The organism is Pedobacter sp. PACM 27299, from assembly GCF_001412655.1.
Taxonomy (GTDB): Bacteria; Bacteroidota; Bacteroidia; order Sphingobacteriales; family Sphingobacteriaceae; genus Pedobacter.
This window is the reverse complement of the sequence record NZ_CP012996.1, coordinates 3187947-3202692: the sequence shown is the minus strand read 5'-3', so window position 1 is coordinate 3202692 and position 14746 is coordinate 3187947. Positions and strand designations below refer to the sequence as shown.

Sequence of the window (14746 nt, the reverse complement as noted above, 5' to 3'; positions counted from 1 at the left end):
ATGGCCAATCAGACTGTATTTAAGCCTTGGATGCCCGATTGGGCAGTAAAAGGAGTATTGATCTTTTGTATGCTGCATTCCATGGTATTATTAGGATTGTATACCTCTAATACGACCTATTCTGCAAGTTTTCTGGATGTAGAAGTCGAGGATTTACAGTATGCAATGAGCCTCACTTATGGTACTTTTTTAGCAACTATATTGATTGAAAGCCGCTTATTTAAGTACTTTCCAACACGCAATTATTTCATGGCCATCTATTTCTTGGCGGCAGTTAGCTTTATCATTTCGGCATATACGCATGATTATGTATTGTTTATTATCTTGAGGATGGTAGAAGGTGTATTAATGGCCCTGCCATGGATCCCCTTGAGATTGCTGTTGCTCAGCAGATTCAAATCTAAAAATGCCATCATCATCGTATTCTCCCTGACGTATGGAACTTTGCTGATCGCCTCTCCTTTTATCATGAACATCGTAGTGTGGCTGCTGGAAAATTACGACTGGAAATACATGGCGTATGGGTCGGCATTTTTTCAGTTGATATGCGTGGCCTTGGTGCTGATCACTTTCAACGGACATCGTTTTCATAAAAAAACACCACTTTATCAGGTAGATTGGGCAAGTTATGTCTTGGTCCATACGGCAATTATTTGCGGCGCTTTTGTATTGATTTATGGAGAAAAGAAATACTGGTTCCAATCTTCACAGATCACCCTCGCAACAGCGATTACGGCAGTTAGTTCTGGTTTGTTCCTTGTAAGACAGCTGTTAGTGAAGCGCCCATGTTTTGATTTAAAGGTTTTCCACTACGCAAATCTGCGAACCGGACTGGTTTTATTTGTTCTCTTTTACATTTCAAGAGCGAGCTTGAACATTTGTCACACAACGATGAGCAAAGTCTGGAATTGGGAGCCGGTACGCGTAGCCAATATTCAATACTTAAATGCCCTGGGAGACCTGATAGGGATCTTTATTGCCGCGATATTGCTTTCCAAAGCAGTGGCAACGAGGTATATTTTCATTCTTGGATTTAGCCTGATGGCAGTTTATCATTTATGGTTTACCTTCCTATTTGTCCCCGATGTATCCTTAGCAGATATTGTCTTACCGTATATTCTGCAAGGCGTTGCTGTAGGGATTTTGTTTGTTCCCCTGGTACTGTTTACCGTTTCTTCTGTTCCAGCATACCTTGCCCCTTTTTCTGGCACTGTAGGTGTGACTGGAAGGTTCTGGGGCAGCACTATTGGCTTTTGTGTGATGCAAAATGCACAGGTTTTTTTGGAGCAAAAACATTACAGCAAGTTCAGGGAGACTATTATTCCTGAACGTCCGGAAATTCAGGAACAAATCAGCAGGTACACCCAAAAGTTCCAAGGGAAAGGTTTTAGCCTGGATGAAGCCAGTACATTAGCAATGCAGCAGATTACTGCTGGCTTGAAAAAACAAGGTGTTTTACTCTCCAATATGGAGATCTTTACCGCTATTGGCTTTGGATTGATTGTTTTAGTAGTCTTATTGATTTTCAATCGCCACCTCAGACAAACCTTCGATATCTTTAAAAACAGGATTTGGGGAAGTTAAAATGTGTTTTTAAAGAATTTATTACGATAAACTACCTGGCAGGATAATAAATCGCTGCTTTTGATGATGTACCCCTAAAAAAAAGTAAAAAAAATTACTGATTTATCAGAGATCAGAAACAATTGATTATTAAACAAATAAGCAATATAAAGCTTCATTAAACAGGAGTCAGCTCAGAATTAACACAATTATTTTTCAAATTAATTAGCAACTTAATATTATTTATCTACCTTTGCACTCCCGAAACAAGGGAACATAAATGATTCCGTAGCTCAGCTGGTAGAGCATTACACTTTTAATGTAGTGGTCCTGGGTTCGAATCCCAGCGGGATCACAAGATTCAAAATCAAAACGTACAAAAGGCTGTTAATCGCATGATTAACGGCCTTTTTACTTTTACGGGGGTACCAAAACTTGCACCAATTCTGGATCAATCCCAAATGTTGTGGAGCATGCGATAAAAATATAGATTTGCATTTCCATACAGTTTTATATTTATGCCATCAGGTACTGCATCCTTTCTCAGATTATTTCTGCCAGATTTTATACTAGAGAATTTTGAATTCAAAGGGCTTATTGAGGATAGTGAAACCTTCCACATCGAACTTGAAGAATTGAATAATCCTCCCTCAGAGTGGGATGGGATCAAAGTTTTGTCCAAAGGCTTTTTCCCTCAGATTGTAATTCAAGACTTTCCTATCCGTGGGCATAAAGTGTTTTTTCATATCCGCAGACGCCGATGGCTCAATACAGAAACGTCCAAGGTGATTTATCGGAATTGGACTTTAGTAGAAAAGGGAACGCGAATGACTGGAGATTTCGCGGCTTTTTTAAAAGAAATCAATCGATACAGCGCCGAGTAGCGTTGATGCCATCAGTTCATTCTATGGTGTAAAAGCTAAGAATCTACTTCGTCAATATCGTGATTACCTCAGTGACTTTAAAAGCTGGGATCAAAAATCGCATGCAAAAAAGTGGCTGTTATATCCGGAAAATCTTGGTGAACAGCTTTCTATAGACGAGACCAGTCTATCCCATGGTGAACTTTATACCATCCTTACCAACAAAGCCGCAAAAGGTAAGAAAGGGGCTATCGTTGCCATTGTAGCAGGCACGAAAGCGGAAACCGTTATTTCCGTGTTGAAAAGAATGCCGTAAAGGGGAAGAAAAAAGGTCACTGAAGTCACCTTGGATATGGCTGGTAACATGGAATTGATCTGCAAACGTTGTTTTCCGCAAGCAACCAGAGTGACCGATCGGTTTCATGTACAGAAACTGGCTATCGAGGCACTACAGGAAATGCGGATCAAATACAGATGGGAAGCTATGGATCAGGAAAATGAAGCTATAGAAAGATCAAAAAAGACAGGTAGGCCATTTCAAGCGGAAGTACTCTATAATGGAGATACCATCAAGCAGTTGCTTGCCCGTAGCAGATATGTATTGTATAAAAAGCCTTCTGCCTGGATAGAAAGTCAAAAGGACCGTGCAGAGCTCTTATTCGAGAGGTTTCCCGATCTTAAAACAGCCTATGGCCTCAGTTTTGGGCTTAGTCAAATCTTTGAAAATACAACGGACAAAATCTTTGCATTGGCCAGACTGGCCAAATGGCATAAAAAAGTAAGGCAAACAGGATTTAAAGCCTTCAATACAGTTGCAAGATCTATACAGAACCATTATCAGACTATATTAAATTACTTTGACAACAGATCTACTAATGCTTCCGCAGAATCTTTTAATGCAAAAATAAAGGCTTTCAGAAATCTGTTTAGAGGCGTGAAAAACATAGAATTCTTCCTGTACAGACTAACTCAATTGTATGCTTAACAACAGAAAATCAGTTTTGCTCCACAACATTTGGGATTGATCCTTTTATTTATGCCTTCTGCGAGCACCACTTTACTTCGTCTGTTTTTACCGGAATTTATCATAGAGAATTTTGAATTTACCAATGCCATTGAAGACCCTGACACTTTTCATATTCAGTTGGAAGAACTCAATCAACTGCCTACAGAATGGGGCTCGCTCAAGGTGCAGTCAAAAGGTTTTTTCCCGCAGATCGTGGTTCAGGATTTCCCCATTCGTGGACATAAGGTCTTCTATCATATCAAACGCCGGCGCTGGATCAATTTGGAAAGCGGCAAAGTGATCTACCGGGATTGGACTTTAGTTGAGAAAGGAACGCGAATGACAGGAGATTTCGCGGCTTTTTTAAAAGAAATCAATCGATACAGCCCCGAGTAGCGTTGATACGATCAGTTCATTTTATGGTGTAAAGGTCAAAAACCTGCTTCGTCAGTACCGTGATTACCTCAGCGACTTTAAAAGCTGGGATCAAAAAGCACATGCAAAACAATGGCTATTATACCCGGAGAATCTTGGTGAACAGCTCTCCATTGATGAAACCAGTCTGTCCCATGGTGAACTTTATACTATTATCACCAATAAAGCTGCTAAAGGTAAAAAAGGGGCTATCGTGGCTATTGTAGCGGGAACTAAAGCCGAAACGGTGATTTCTGTATTGCAACAAATTCCTGAACGGCTGAGAAAAAAGGTGACCGAGATTACCCTGGATATGGCAGGTAATATGGAACTAATCTGCAAACGTTGTTTTCCAGGAGCTATCAGAGTCACTGACCGTTTCCATGTGCAGAAACTGGCTACCGAAGCGCTACAGGAAATGCGGATTAAACATAGATGGGAAGCGATGGATATCGAAAATGAAGCCATTGAGCAATCAAAGAAAACAGGCCACCCTTTTCATCCGGAAGTACTCCATAACGGGGATACGGTCAAGCAATTACTCGCCAGGGGAAGATACGTATTGTATAAAAAGCCTGCCGATTGGACCCAAAGCCAAAAGGATCGTGCTGAGCTTCTATTTGAAAGATTTCCTGATCTTAAAACAGCATATGGGCTGAGTATGGGGCTTAGTCAGCTATTTGAAAACACAAAGAATAAGGTCTTTGCACTGGCCAAGCTGGCTAAATGGCACGAAAGAGTCAGGCAAACTGGCTTCAAGGCTTTCAACACCATTGCAAGATCGATACAGAATCATTATCAGACCATATTAAACTACTTTGATCGCAGATCTACAAACGCTTCTGCCGAATCTTTCAACGCCAAAATCAAAGCTTTTAGAGCTCAGTTTAGAGGCGTCAAAAATATTGAATTCTTCCTTTTCAGACTTACACAATTGTATGCTTAACAGCGAAATTCAAACCACTGCTCCACAACTTTTGGCATTGATCCCCAATTCTCATATAAAAAGTGAGCGATTCGGTGAGTCATTTGGAAAATTCACCCTACTCACCGAATGCCACATATTTAACTACTGAACAGGTAGTTACACACTGAACATCTTGTAAGCGTTAAACTGCAAAGCTATTTTTGTTTCACCCTTAATCATTAAATGATGAAAACGAACTTCAGCCTGCTTTTTTATCTGAAAAAGCAAAAGAACTACATCAGCGGCAACACCCCTATCTACATGAGAATTACGGTTGATGGTAAACGCGCAGAAATTGCGACCAGCAGGGATTGTAACCCAAGCCGTTGGAGTAAGCGTTCAAACCGACTAATCGGAACTAAAGAAGATGTTAAAATGCTTAATTCCTATTTGGATCAACTGCAAAGTTCCATTTATCAGGCACATCAGGAGTTGGTCAGTTTTGGTATCGGAATAACTTCGGAAGCCATTAAATGCAGGTATCTGGGTAAAATGGATGGCTCACATACCTTACTGGAGGCTGTTAAAGATCATAATGAAAAGATGCAGTCTTTAGTGGGTAAAGGTTACGTACAGGGCACATTGAACCGTTATAAGGTCTTAGAAAACATTTATCAGCTTTCATCCTTTACAAATACGGACTGACTGATATGGACATTAAAAGAGTAGATCAAGCCTTCCTGAATGATTTCGACTACTATTTAAGGTCGGATAAAGACTGCGAGAATAACTATGTGGTTAAGAACGTCAAGAATTTAGGAAAGATACTGCGCATTGGTTTGGAAAACGGCTGGGTGGAAAAGGATCATTTTCTAGGGTACAAAGGCAAAACTAAGAATGTTGACCGCTATTATCTCAATCAGGAGGAACTGGAACAGATCGCTGGAAAAGAGTTTCTATCTGAAAGATTAAGGCAGGTGCGTGACGTCTTTGTCTTTTGCTGTTTTACCGGATTAGCTTACGTGGATGTATTTAAACTGAAACAAGAGCACATCCAAAAAGGAAATGACGGAGAGCGATGGATTTTCACCAACAGGCAAAAGACAAAAACCAGATCTGCAATTCCCCTACTGCCTACAGCAGTTAAAATTATGGATCGTTATGCAACAAACAAGGTTTGCGTAAATAAAGGGAATCTACTTCCTGTTCCCAGCAACCAAAAGTTAAACGAGTACTTGAAAGAGATCGCGGATCTCTGCGGAATTGACAAGAAACTAACCTCCCATATTGCCCGCCATACTTTTGCTACCACTGTAACACTTTTAAATGGGGTGCCAATTGAAAGCGTATCGAAGATGCTTGGGCATACCAATATCAGAACGACACAGCACTATGCTAAGATATTAGACATTAAGGTCGGTGCAGATATGGCTTTATTAAGAGAGAAATACCAATAACAATTCGTTGAACTGGCTGATCCGCCCAAACCGCCTTCCTGTATTTTTTAGTTTTTTTGAGGGGCTTTTAGAAACCCCAAGTTGCGCAGGGGTTTTCTCTCCTTTATTTATTCTAGACTTTTCGGGCTAGAATAAATAAAGTCAAGGGAGTTTTTGGGTACCCAAAAACACAACTTGCCGATTACAAAACAAACAAATTTTGTAATTGGAAGATGAACTTTGGAAGCGAATTTTTGTATGTCGTCTGGACAAAACTACGCAACGAGTCTACTTAGTCAGCCTATCACTTTGTTACCTAATCGACATTACACTTAGGTAACTAAACACTGAGTTAATTGGCTATTTATCCAGCTTATTACTTATGCACTAGGCGACATAACGCTAGGTTGACACTAAATAAATTACAAACTAACCTCTTTAGGTAAAAAGTCTTTTGGAGAAAGCCCAAAATGATCGGCCAATTTTGCAATATGCACAAGGTTATACTTTGCTCTGTTTTTTGCGCTTTCTACGTTGGTCACAAATGTGCGCTTCACATTTAAAATAGTCGCGATATCTTCCTGTTTAAGCTGCTTTTCTTTCCTTAGCTTGATTACGTAATCAATCACATATTGTTCTATCGGGGATATGTTTATAGGCTCATTCATCGTATTGTAAAGGGATAGAAAAATAACAAAACAAAAGACATACATGTATGACATTTTTATTCTATATTTACTATCCAACCAATTTATCAAAATATGATATAAACTACAATAGTTCAATTATTTAACCCAACGAGCCTCGCGACCGAAAAACTGGTAATTTATCGTGCGAGTGTAAGTATGGCGCCAAATCCCTACATTCGTAGTCCTGTGCCGCTTAGGTGGGGCTGGCGCTTGCTTATATTTTTGTACGATAACCATTTTGAAAGAAATGGTAAAGCTGATGTTTCAATTTATTTTGAAGTTAAGGCGGGCTTACCAGTGCCTCGGTTGCAAATGTAGAATGCAGGTGTCCAGCCCCCTCTAGGGGGATCTAGCTTCTACAAGGCTCATTAAATTCAAAATTATGAGTAATAGAAACAAACTCCGGTACAATCAGCTTACAGATAAGCAGATCTTAAACCCACACGTATTCATTTCAGATTTTTGCAGATATGAAATAGACATTGAAGCCTTCCGCACTGAAATTCTACTGCTGATCAAATCAGCATGTACCAACCAACAGTATGGAAAAAGTGAAGAATACTTCTACAATTACAGGTGCTTGCTGAAATTACTGGAAGCAGGTCACATCTTCTTTTGCAGGGATACAAAGTTCTCTTTGCATTGTGATCCATGCACACTTACGCCATGCGAAATAGACCTTAACAGGTATTACAGCACACTTATTACCACCCACTTTAAAACCCTTTCGGATAAGGAAATCAAAAACACCCAGTGCTTTTTTAAAGACTTTTTCAGCTTCATGAGCTTAAACGAATGGAGGTTAATATTTAGTCGGATAGTGGAATATGCCTACAGGGAGCCCACTATAGATGAGGTTTTGGAAGATGGAAGTGCAATGGTGGTTGTCAAGGAGTACATAGAAAAACTAATTGAAGTAATCTATCTGATTGACAGTAGCCAGACCGTTTTCTGCATCAATAATACTACCACAACAGTAAACTAAACCCATAAATGATAACCGAACTTAATACATGACGTCATGGAAAAGCAAATTAGAAAATACAAGATCGATGAATATTTATTCAATCTCAATGTATGGCAATACCGTAAAGCGATGCAAATTCTGCCAGACCTTTTAAGCATTTCATTAAACACTTTCCACAATTACCGGAGAATACTTCCGGAAAGCACACAAGATATCCCGTATGAAAAAGTCATTCTGATGGAAAAACTGTTTGACTTTCAGCAGGGCACACTAGCCTATCAGCTTCCGGAAATTGATAGTCTAAAAAGTATGCTGATCGATGATTGAACTATTGCCTTTATTCAAAACCATGGCCTAATCCATAAACACCCTCGCAAAAACCGTGCGGTGGGGCCATGGTCTAAGATGTTTTTGCAAGCCACAGATGCGCAAGGAAACCCTCCTGCAAAAACAGTCTACCATATCCCCTTTTTTATCCTTCTTAGAAGTCAAGAAAGCTATAATTGGACAATTATTTAAATAAAAAACCATATCACTCAACTCTTCTTAGGCAGGCTCTTGAAAAGATTTCAAAAATAAAAATTAATCTAAAAACATCTAAACAGACATTATTAAATACGGGAAACCGTATTTAATAATGTCCTATATTTTTTACTTTTACAATACACTTTAGGAGTTATAAATTATTTTCTTAAACGACCATGATAGTCAATACTGAGTACACACCGCACAACCAAATTAGACGGTCCTAAGTGATCTGATTTTTACAACAACCCACAATGACTGAAAACATCGAATTCTATGAAGAACTATTAAACGAATTTGACAAGCAACCCAAGATTGTACTTGAATCTACTTACCTTGAACTATGCAGGTATCCATCTAGTCGGTTTGAAGAAATCTGCTCCCGATTATTGTGTTTTTATTTTGACCCGACCAATGAGCACAATTTTCAGAACCTGTTCATAGACTCCTTATTACAGATCATTGCGCCTAATAATAAAATATTATATAAAAATGATCAAATACAGGTGATCAATGAGCTGAACTCTGAAGGAAAAAGACTGGATATACTGATCAAAAGCCCCGATATGGTGATTGGTATTGAAAATAAAATCAATGCCTCTGTATACAATCCTCTGGAAATCTATTCTAACCAGATTGCGCTTTACGGAAAAAAGAATGTCTTTAAGCTTATATTGACAGTAAGGAGCATTACCAATAAATACGAGAGGGATTTCATCTATAAAAACAATTTTCTGATCGTAACCTATACCGATTTATTCAATCAGATTAAACAAAACATCGGAGATTACATCTTTCAAGGCAACCAAAAGTATTTGTTATTTATGTATGACTTTATTAAAACCATCGAAAATATGACCGGAGAAACCTATGAAAACAATAAGCTTTCACATTTTTTCTCAAGTAATGCTGAAAAGATTGACAATCTTATCGCACTTTATACAAAGTATAATGAGCGCGTACTTAAGGTCCAACAAAACAGAATTTCTGAACTGATAAAGCTCATAAAATTCCAGACCAACGATGACAGATGGTGGATATGGGAAGGTTGGGATCTGGGATATGATGCCTTCAACAATGGTTCAGAAAAGAAACGAATTGGCATAGAAGCCTCTTATGAGATATTAAACAACAATCCACTAAGCCGCTTTAAGATATATATCACGACTTGGAAAATTAAGGATTTTGCACCCTATGAGGACCGTCTGACAGAACTCTTCCCCAACAATTATCTCGATAAGACCACGGATGGCCGTGTGTACCTGCACATGGAGGTGATAGAGGATGACGATCAGACACTGATCATTGAAAAGCTTGACTACTACTACTGCTTGTTAAGTAAAATAGTTAATGAGACAGAAAGTTAACAAAAGAGGCATTTATAACTAATTACAGCCTAATAAAGAAACACAGGAACATACAACTCGAACAAACAACATTAAATATTTACAAAAAACATACTAAACACTTCCTGAAATAAAACTCTTATATTAGACTTCGAAAATAATTTTCCTTAATTACTGAAAGCAGCAAAAAAAAGTTAACAAGAACCAGTAATTTTAATTAAAATCAGCAAAACACTATAGTTTTCAGTTTAATGATCTATAAAATTATTACTCTAAAGCTAATTATCTTATGAACGAAGTTATTCACAACCTGAGCTTAAAAGAACTATGTCTTTACGAAGACATGAGTGTCAGATCATATAATGCCTGTATCCAAGCAGACTTGAGGGATGCTTCTGCCATTGTATTTTTTTTCTTAGAACATGGCAACTTTTGTAGCATTAGAAACTGTGGACAAAAGTCAAATAAAGAACTGATTGAGCTGAGCAAAAAATACAAGCCCATCATTAATTTAGATATAACAATATGCGAAACCTATATTGAAAACTCAATACCAGAAAAAATCCAAAGCCTTACAATAAGACAAAGAAATATTCTTAACAACATAATTGATTCTCAATACAGACAGCTAACAGTAAGAAGTTCAAACGCTTTAAATCACTATTTGGGCTCGAATGTAAGCATAACAGGCTTAATGGAGTTGTTATCAGATACAAATTTTGACATAATTTCATTGCCAAACATTGGAGAGAAGTCTGAATTAGAGTTAAAAACATTTATCTCAAAAATTAAGTCCCAAATAACCATTATTGCTAATTTTGAAGATGAGGACCTGTTAACCAAGGAATTGTTTAATTCATACTTAACTCAGAGATTTGACATTCCAACTGACGTCATCTCAGAGATACATAATATGAATAAGTTTTCAAAAGGTTTACCTCTCTTTAAAACGCTTCAAGTACTAATTGATAATGAGATAATATTTGATGCTAGAGATAAAAATGTTTTCAAAAATGGTCTTAACTACATCTCTGATTCTCCCATTGAGAATTTAGTTGAAATAGCATATAAGTTAGATATAACCAAAGAACGCGCGCGACAAATTAGAAAAGAAATTTACGATACTTTATTTGATCGGTTTTCATTTATTAAAAACCTAGAATTTCATGCCTTAAATCTTTATGGCCTTGATCTCTCATCAGGAATAATTATTATTGACAATGCTATTGTTAATGATATAAATGAAAAGGAATCGAACGACTTCAATTCGCTTTTTATAAATAAAATCTTTTCAATTCTACTGAGTCATAGTTTTTCACTAATTGGGAATGAAGAAAATATAGTACTTAATAAAACCACAAGAATAGGGCATAATTGGAAGACAACATATTTAATCCGTACCGATTTAACTAACATTTTTGATTTTGCAGCTTGTATCGATGATATTGCAAACCGTTCTCAAGGAAAAAATGACAATGATTATTATTTTGAATTTGAGGCGTACCTATTAGAGTTTGCAAAAGACGGTTTGTCTGAACATTCAGAAGAAATCATTAGGTGTGCAGAATATATTTTATTCAACGAATTTGAGATAATATTAGATACAAACGAACGCATTCTCTTTAAGAGAAACTCAATGAAACAGGTTTATGAATACGCCTATGAAGCCCTTGACAAATTAGGGTGCCCGTCTAAAGTTTTTGAAATCTATGAAAAGGTTATCAGCTTATATCCTGATTACAAAACTGATGAAAACAGTCTAAGAGCATCAATGACAAGGAAAACAGGATTTGTACCTATTGGCAGATCAAGCATATACGGATTAAAGATCTGGGAATCTGAAAAAAATATTCGTGGTGGAACTATACGAGATATTACAGAAGAATTTTTATCATCTCAGTCCTCACCTCAACACATCAATGAAATAACCGAGTATGTTAATCAATTCAGAGATACAAACGCCAAAAGTATATATTCAAATCTGCAAATGGAGGGAAATAATAGGTTTACATTTTTCACTGGTTTAACAATTGGCCTAAGAAACAAGCAGTATGACACGAACAACTTTGTGAGATTAGACCAGGCTCCAATGTTAAGACAGGCTTGGGATGAAAGGTTTTCAGAACTAAAGCAATTTTTAGAGAAAAATAATAGATTTCCTTTTTCATCTAAAAATAACAGTGAAGAGCGATTGTATCGTTTTATGAATATACAATCAATTAAGATCCGAGATAACAAAATGGAAGAAAGTAAAAAAGAAGAATTTAATAATCTAATGGATTTATATAAAGGTCTTAGCGCTAGGTATAAAAAAACAATAATGTCATAAACTCCTCACTGAAAATATTTCAATTAAAAATAATGACTGAAAGAAAAAAATGTTTTTGTTATTTAACATAAATTAAACCTTAAATAGACCAATAAATTTTTAAAATTATCATTCTTATGAACAACATGACCTCAATAAAAGAAAAACAGATTGATGATCTAAAAGTCATCTGTAAATCAATAGGAATAGAATATAGCTCAATTGACGCCTTATTGAAGGCCACAAGGATAAAAAAACTTCAAAAACGCAATCATTATATTCAACAAAACATAGGTGCTGAAATAGAAAAATCCTTAGACAATGAAAATAAGTAAAATAGCTATAAGTTGGATATTATGGTGATGTTGACCCCAGTAATGCATCATACTGACCCCGTCTGGGATTTGGCTCATCAGAATCTGATGGCATGACAATTTTACCTTTTTTTTCTTAGACTTTCTCCTTTTAGTTCAATTCTGTATGAAGTATGCACCATACGATCTAAAAGTGCATCGGCAATTGTATTTTCTCCGATGATATCATACCACTTCGCCACTGGTAACTGGCTGGCAATTATGGTAGCCCTTGATGCATGGCGATCCTCTATAATCTCCATCATGTCCATCCGCTGCTGCTGTTCGAGATGGGTCAGTCCGAAATCATCAAGGATAAGCAACTCGGCCTTTGATATTTTCTCGAAGAACTTATATACAGTACCATCAATACGGCTCATTTTAGTTTTCAGCAATAATTTTTGGACATTAAAATAAGCCACTCTGTATCCCTGAGTACATGCCTGATGTCCCAGCGCTGACGCCAGGAAACTTTTTCCAGTACCAGTAGAACCGCATACCAATATTGCTTCCCCTTTAGGAATGTATTCGCCTGTCGCAAAATTTGCAATAAGCGACCTATCTAGCCCCCTTGCGGTCTCCATATTCAGTTCCTCTATTGATGCCCTGTAGCGAAAGTTGGCATTAGCCTGTAGTCTTTCAAAGCGTTTGCCGTCCCGGTCATCGCTTTCGGCCTGCAGAAGAACTTCCATTCCTTCGCTAAAGGTAAGCTCATGGAGCTTTCTTGTTTCTGTTAAGGCCTGCCAGCTCCGGTTCATTCCGTGCAGACGAAGCTGTTTAAGCTGTGTTTCAATGTTCATTCTTTAGAATTTAAGTGTTGATTGTGAATAATATTCGCTTCCCCTAATGTTCTGATGCTCGGGCAGAGATTGGTCTGGTTTTACCAGATCCTGATGGTTTGTCATATTGTTCTTAAGTATCCGTTCCACAAACCTGTAGGAAAAGTTCCGGTACTCGATTGCCAGTTCACATGCTGCTGCAAATGCATCGGGCAAAGCAGTCTTCTGTAGTCTGAGTAGACCATCACAGGTTCTGTAAAGCTGCTCAGGATGGCTCGGTTGGCCAAAAATGAGCTGGGTAAGCATATAGAGCTCTGGTGACTTTTCCTTTGCTCTTGCTATATAATACTCCGGGCTTCTTTCCAAGTAATGCCTGTGGTGTGAACTCAAATGCTCCTTCTGTGTTGAATACCCAGCCCTGTGCATATTTCTAATGTGCAAGGCGATTTGTTTGCCACGTGCATAGATCCTGACCATACTCCTGGTATATATTACCTGGACTTTTGTTCCAACAAATGCAAACGGAACGCTATAATAATGCTTATCCTTTCCAAGGTAAATGTGGTTATTATTAGCCACCTTGGGCTCAGCATAGTACTTTACCTCAAAGCCCTCAGAAGGCAGCGATTTCAGCAGATGCTTTTCGGCTGCCAGAAAACGTTCCTCTCTGCAATAAGGCTTTTGCTGCATCCGGGTCTGGTTATGGGCTTTTACCTTTTCCCTTATGGCGATGTTCAGCGATTCAATATCAAAGAACTGACGGTTACGCAAACGGGCATAAACCCGGTTATAGACGAGTTTGACCTGGTTTTCAACCAAAGCCTTATCCTTTGGCTTTCTCGGCCTGGCGGGGATTACGGTAATGCTGTAATAGTTTGCAAAGTCTTCTAGCGCCCGGTTGATCTCAGGTTCAAAACGATCAGTTTTTACCACTGCTGATTTCAGATTATCGGGAACTAACACCGCTGGAGCACCACCGATCTCACGGAGGCAACATTCAAGTGCATATAAAAAATCATCCACGCGTTGGCTCCGAACAGCCATGGCAAAACAGTAATCAGAGAAAGGAAGTGTCGCTACAAAGATCTGGCATGGGATAAGTTCACCCGTACCACGATCTATATAATGCATGGGCTTACCCGCAAAATCTATAAATAACTTATCGCCGGCGAGATGTTCCAGTCTCATTCCGGGCCTGCGTGCAATAAGTTGCTGTCGCAGGTGGAAACAGAACTGGGAATAGCTGTATCCTTCTTTGTAGCCGGAAATATATTCTTCATAAAGGAGGGTTCGGCTTACGCCGACTTCTTTAAGTTCATTGGAATAATATTCGAGGTTCTTGCTCATGTGTTCGAACCTGGGGTCCTTATAGGCAGGATTACCAGCATGGAAATTGCCTTTAAGAATAGGATCATCCATATCCAGGAGCTCTGATACTGCGAGTTTCCCTACAGACAGTTTGGCTAGGTAGGCTTTAACGGTATTCTTGCTGATGCCCAGGTTTCGGGCAATGCTCTTGATGGAATTGCCTTGCTCGTGCAGGCGAAGAAGTTGTTTGATCTGACTCATTGCTTTTGCTTTTCCGGCCAT

At 38.3% G+C, this 14746-nt stretch carries 15 protein-coding genes and 1 tRNA gene; 13 read left to right on the top strand and 3 right to left on the bottom strand.

The window, feature by feature from the left end; genetic code table 11:
- From AQ505_RS13505 to AQ505_RS27250, 8 genes are all read left to right on the top strand, one after another.
- Positions 1-1584: an MFS transporter gene (locus AQ505_RS13505; RefSeq protein WP_062551011.1), complete on the top strand. Its 1584-nt coding sequence runs from the start codon at positions 1-3 to the stop codon at positions 1582-1584.
- Between the two features lie 261 nt (positions 1585-1845).
- Positions 1846-1918, top strand: a tRNA-Lys gene (locus tag AQ505_RS13500).
- Between the two features lie 163 nt (positions 1919-2081).
- Positions 2082-2447 carry an ISAon1 family transposase N-terminal region protein gene (locus AQ505_RS13495; RefSeq protein WP_062546819.1) on the top strand — a complete coding sequence of 122 codons (366 nt, stop codon included), beginning with the start codon at positions 2082-2084 and terminating at the stop codon, positions 2445-2447.
- A 331-nt stretch (positions 2448-2778) separates the two neighbouring features.
- The gene (locus tag AQ505_RS13490) at positions 2779-3411 is read left to right on the top strand and encodes an ISAon1 family transposase (protein WP_231634866.1); all 633 of its coding nucleotides are present in this window, start codon (positions 2779-2781) and stop codon (positions 3409-3411) included.
- Between the two features lie 51 nt (positions 3412-3462).
- Positions 3463-3828: an ISAon1 family transposase N-terminal region protein gene (locus tag AQ505_RS13485; RefSeq protein ID WP_062546818.1), complete on the top strand. Its 366-nt coding sequence runs from the start codon at positions 3463-3465 to the stop codon at positions 3826-3828.
- Entirely contained in the window at positions 3809-4792 is a 984-nt protein-coding gene (locus AQ505_RS13480) for an ISAon1 family transposase (protein WP_062546817.1), read from the top strand. The genes AQ505_RS13485 and AQ505_RS13480 overlap by 20 nt, the downstream gene beginning before the upstream one ends.
- Before the next feature lie 204 nt (positions 4793-4996).
- Positions 4997-5458, top strand: coding sequence for an Arm DNA-binding domain-containing protein (locus AQ505_RS27255; RefSeq protein WP_335337965.1), 462 nt, complete (start codon positions 4997-4999; stop codon positions 5456-5458).
- Between the two features lie 5 nt (positions 5459-5463).
- Positions 5464-6210: a site-specific integrase gene (locus AQ505_RS27250; protein ID WP_335337964.1), complete on the top strand. Its 747-nt coding sequence runs from the start codon at positions 5464-5466 to the stop codon at positions 6208-6210.
- Between the two features lie 401 nt (positions 6211-6611).
- Here the strand turns inward: AQ505_RS27250 and AQ505_RS13470 are convergent, their stop codons facing one another.
- Positions 6612-6857 carry a helix-turn-helix domain-containing protein gene (locus tag AQ505_RS13470; RefSeq protein WP_197286178.1) on the bottom strand — a complete coding sequence of 82 codons (246 nt, stop codon included), beginning with the start codon at positions 6855-6857 and terminating at the stop codon, positions 6612-6614.
- Between the two features lie 403 nt (positions 6858-7260).
- Between AQ505_RS13470 and AQ505_RS13465 the strand changes: the two genes are divergently transcribed.
- From AQ505_RS13465 to AQ505_RS13445, 5 genes are all read left to right on the top strand, one after another.
- Positions 7261-7863, top strand: a complete 603-nt coding sequence (locus AQ505_RS13465; RefSeq protein WP_062548662.1) for a hypothetical protein — start codon at positions 7261-7263, stop codon at positions 7861-7863.
- Positions 7864-7899: 36 nt separating this feature from the next.
- Positions 7900-8172, top strand: coding sequence for a hypothetical protein (locus AQ505_RS13460; RefSeq protein WP_062548661.1), 273 nt, complete (start codon positions 7900-7902; stop codon positions 8170-8172).
- Between the two features lie 452 nt (positions 8173-8624).
- Positions 8625-9737 (top strand): PD-(D/E)XK nuclease family protein, encoded by a 1113-nt coding sequence (locus AQ505_RS13455; RefSeq protein ID WP_062548660.1) that lies wholly within the window; start codon positions 8625-8627, stop codon positions 9735-9737.
- Between the two features lie 268 nt (positions 9738-10005).
- Positions 10006-12045, top strand: a complete 2040-nt coding sequence (locus AQ505_RS13450; RefSeq protein ID WP_062548659.1) for a hypothetical protein — start codon at positions 10006-10008, stop codon at positions 12043-12045.
- Between the two features lie 116 nt (positions 12046-12161).
- Positions 12162-12359: a DNA modification system-associated small protein gene (locus tag AQ505_RS13445; protein WP_062548658.1), complete on the top strand. Its 198-nt coding sequence runs from the start codon at positions 12162-12164 to the stop codon at positions 12357-12359.
- Positions 12360-12460: 101 nt separating this feature from the next.
- On the opposite strand, the gene istB is transcribed toward AQ505_RS13445, so the two are convergent.
- On the bottom strand, positions 12461-13177 hold the full coding sequence (gene istB, locus AQ505_RS13440; protein ID WP_062547714.1) for an IS21-like element helper ATPase IstB: 717 nt from the start codon (positions 13175-13177) through the stop codon (positions 12461-12463).
- A 3-nt stretch (positions 13178-13180) separates the two neighbouring features.
- Positions 13181-14746 carry an IS21 family transposase gene (gene istA, locus AQ505_RS13435; protein ID WP_062547713.1) on the bottom strand — a complete coding sequence of 522 codons (1566 nt, stop codon included), beginning with the start codon at positions 14744-14746 and terminating at the stop codon, positions 13181-13183.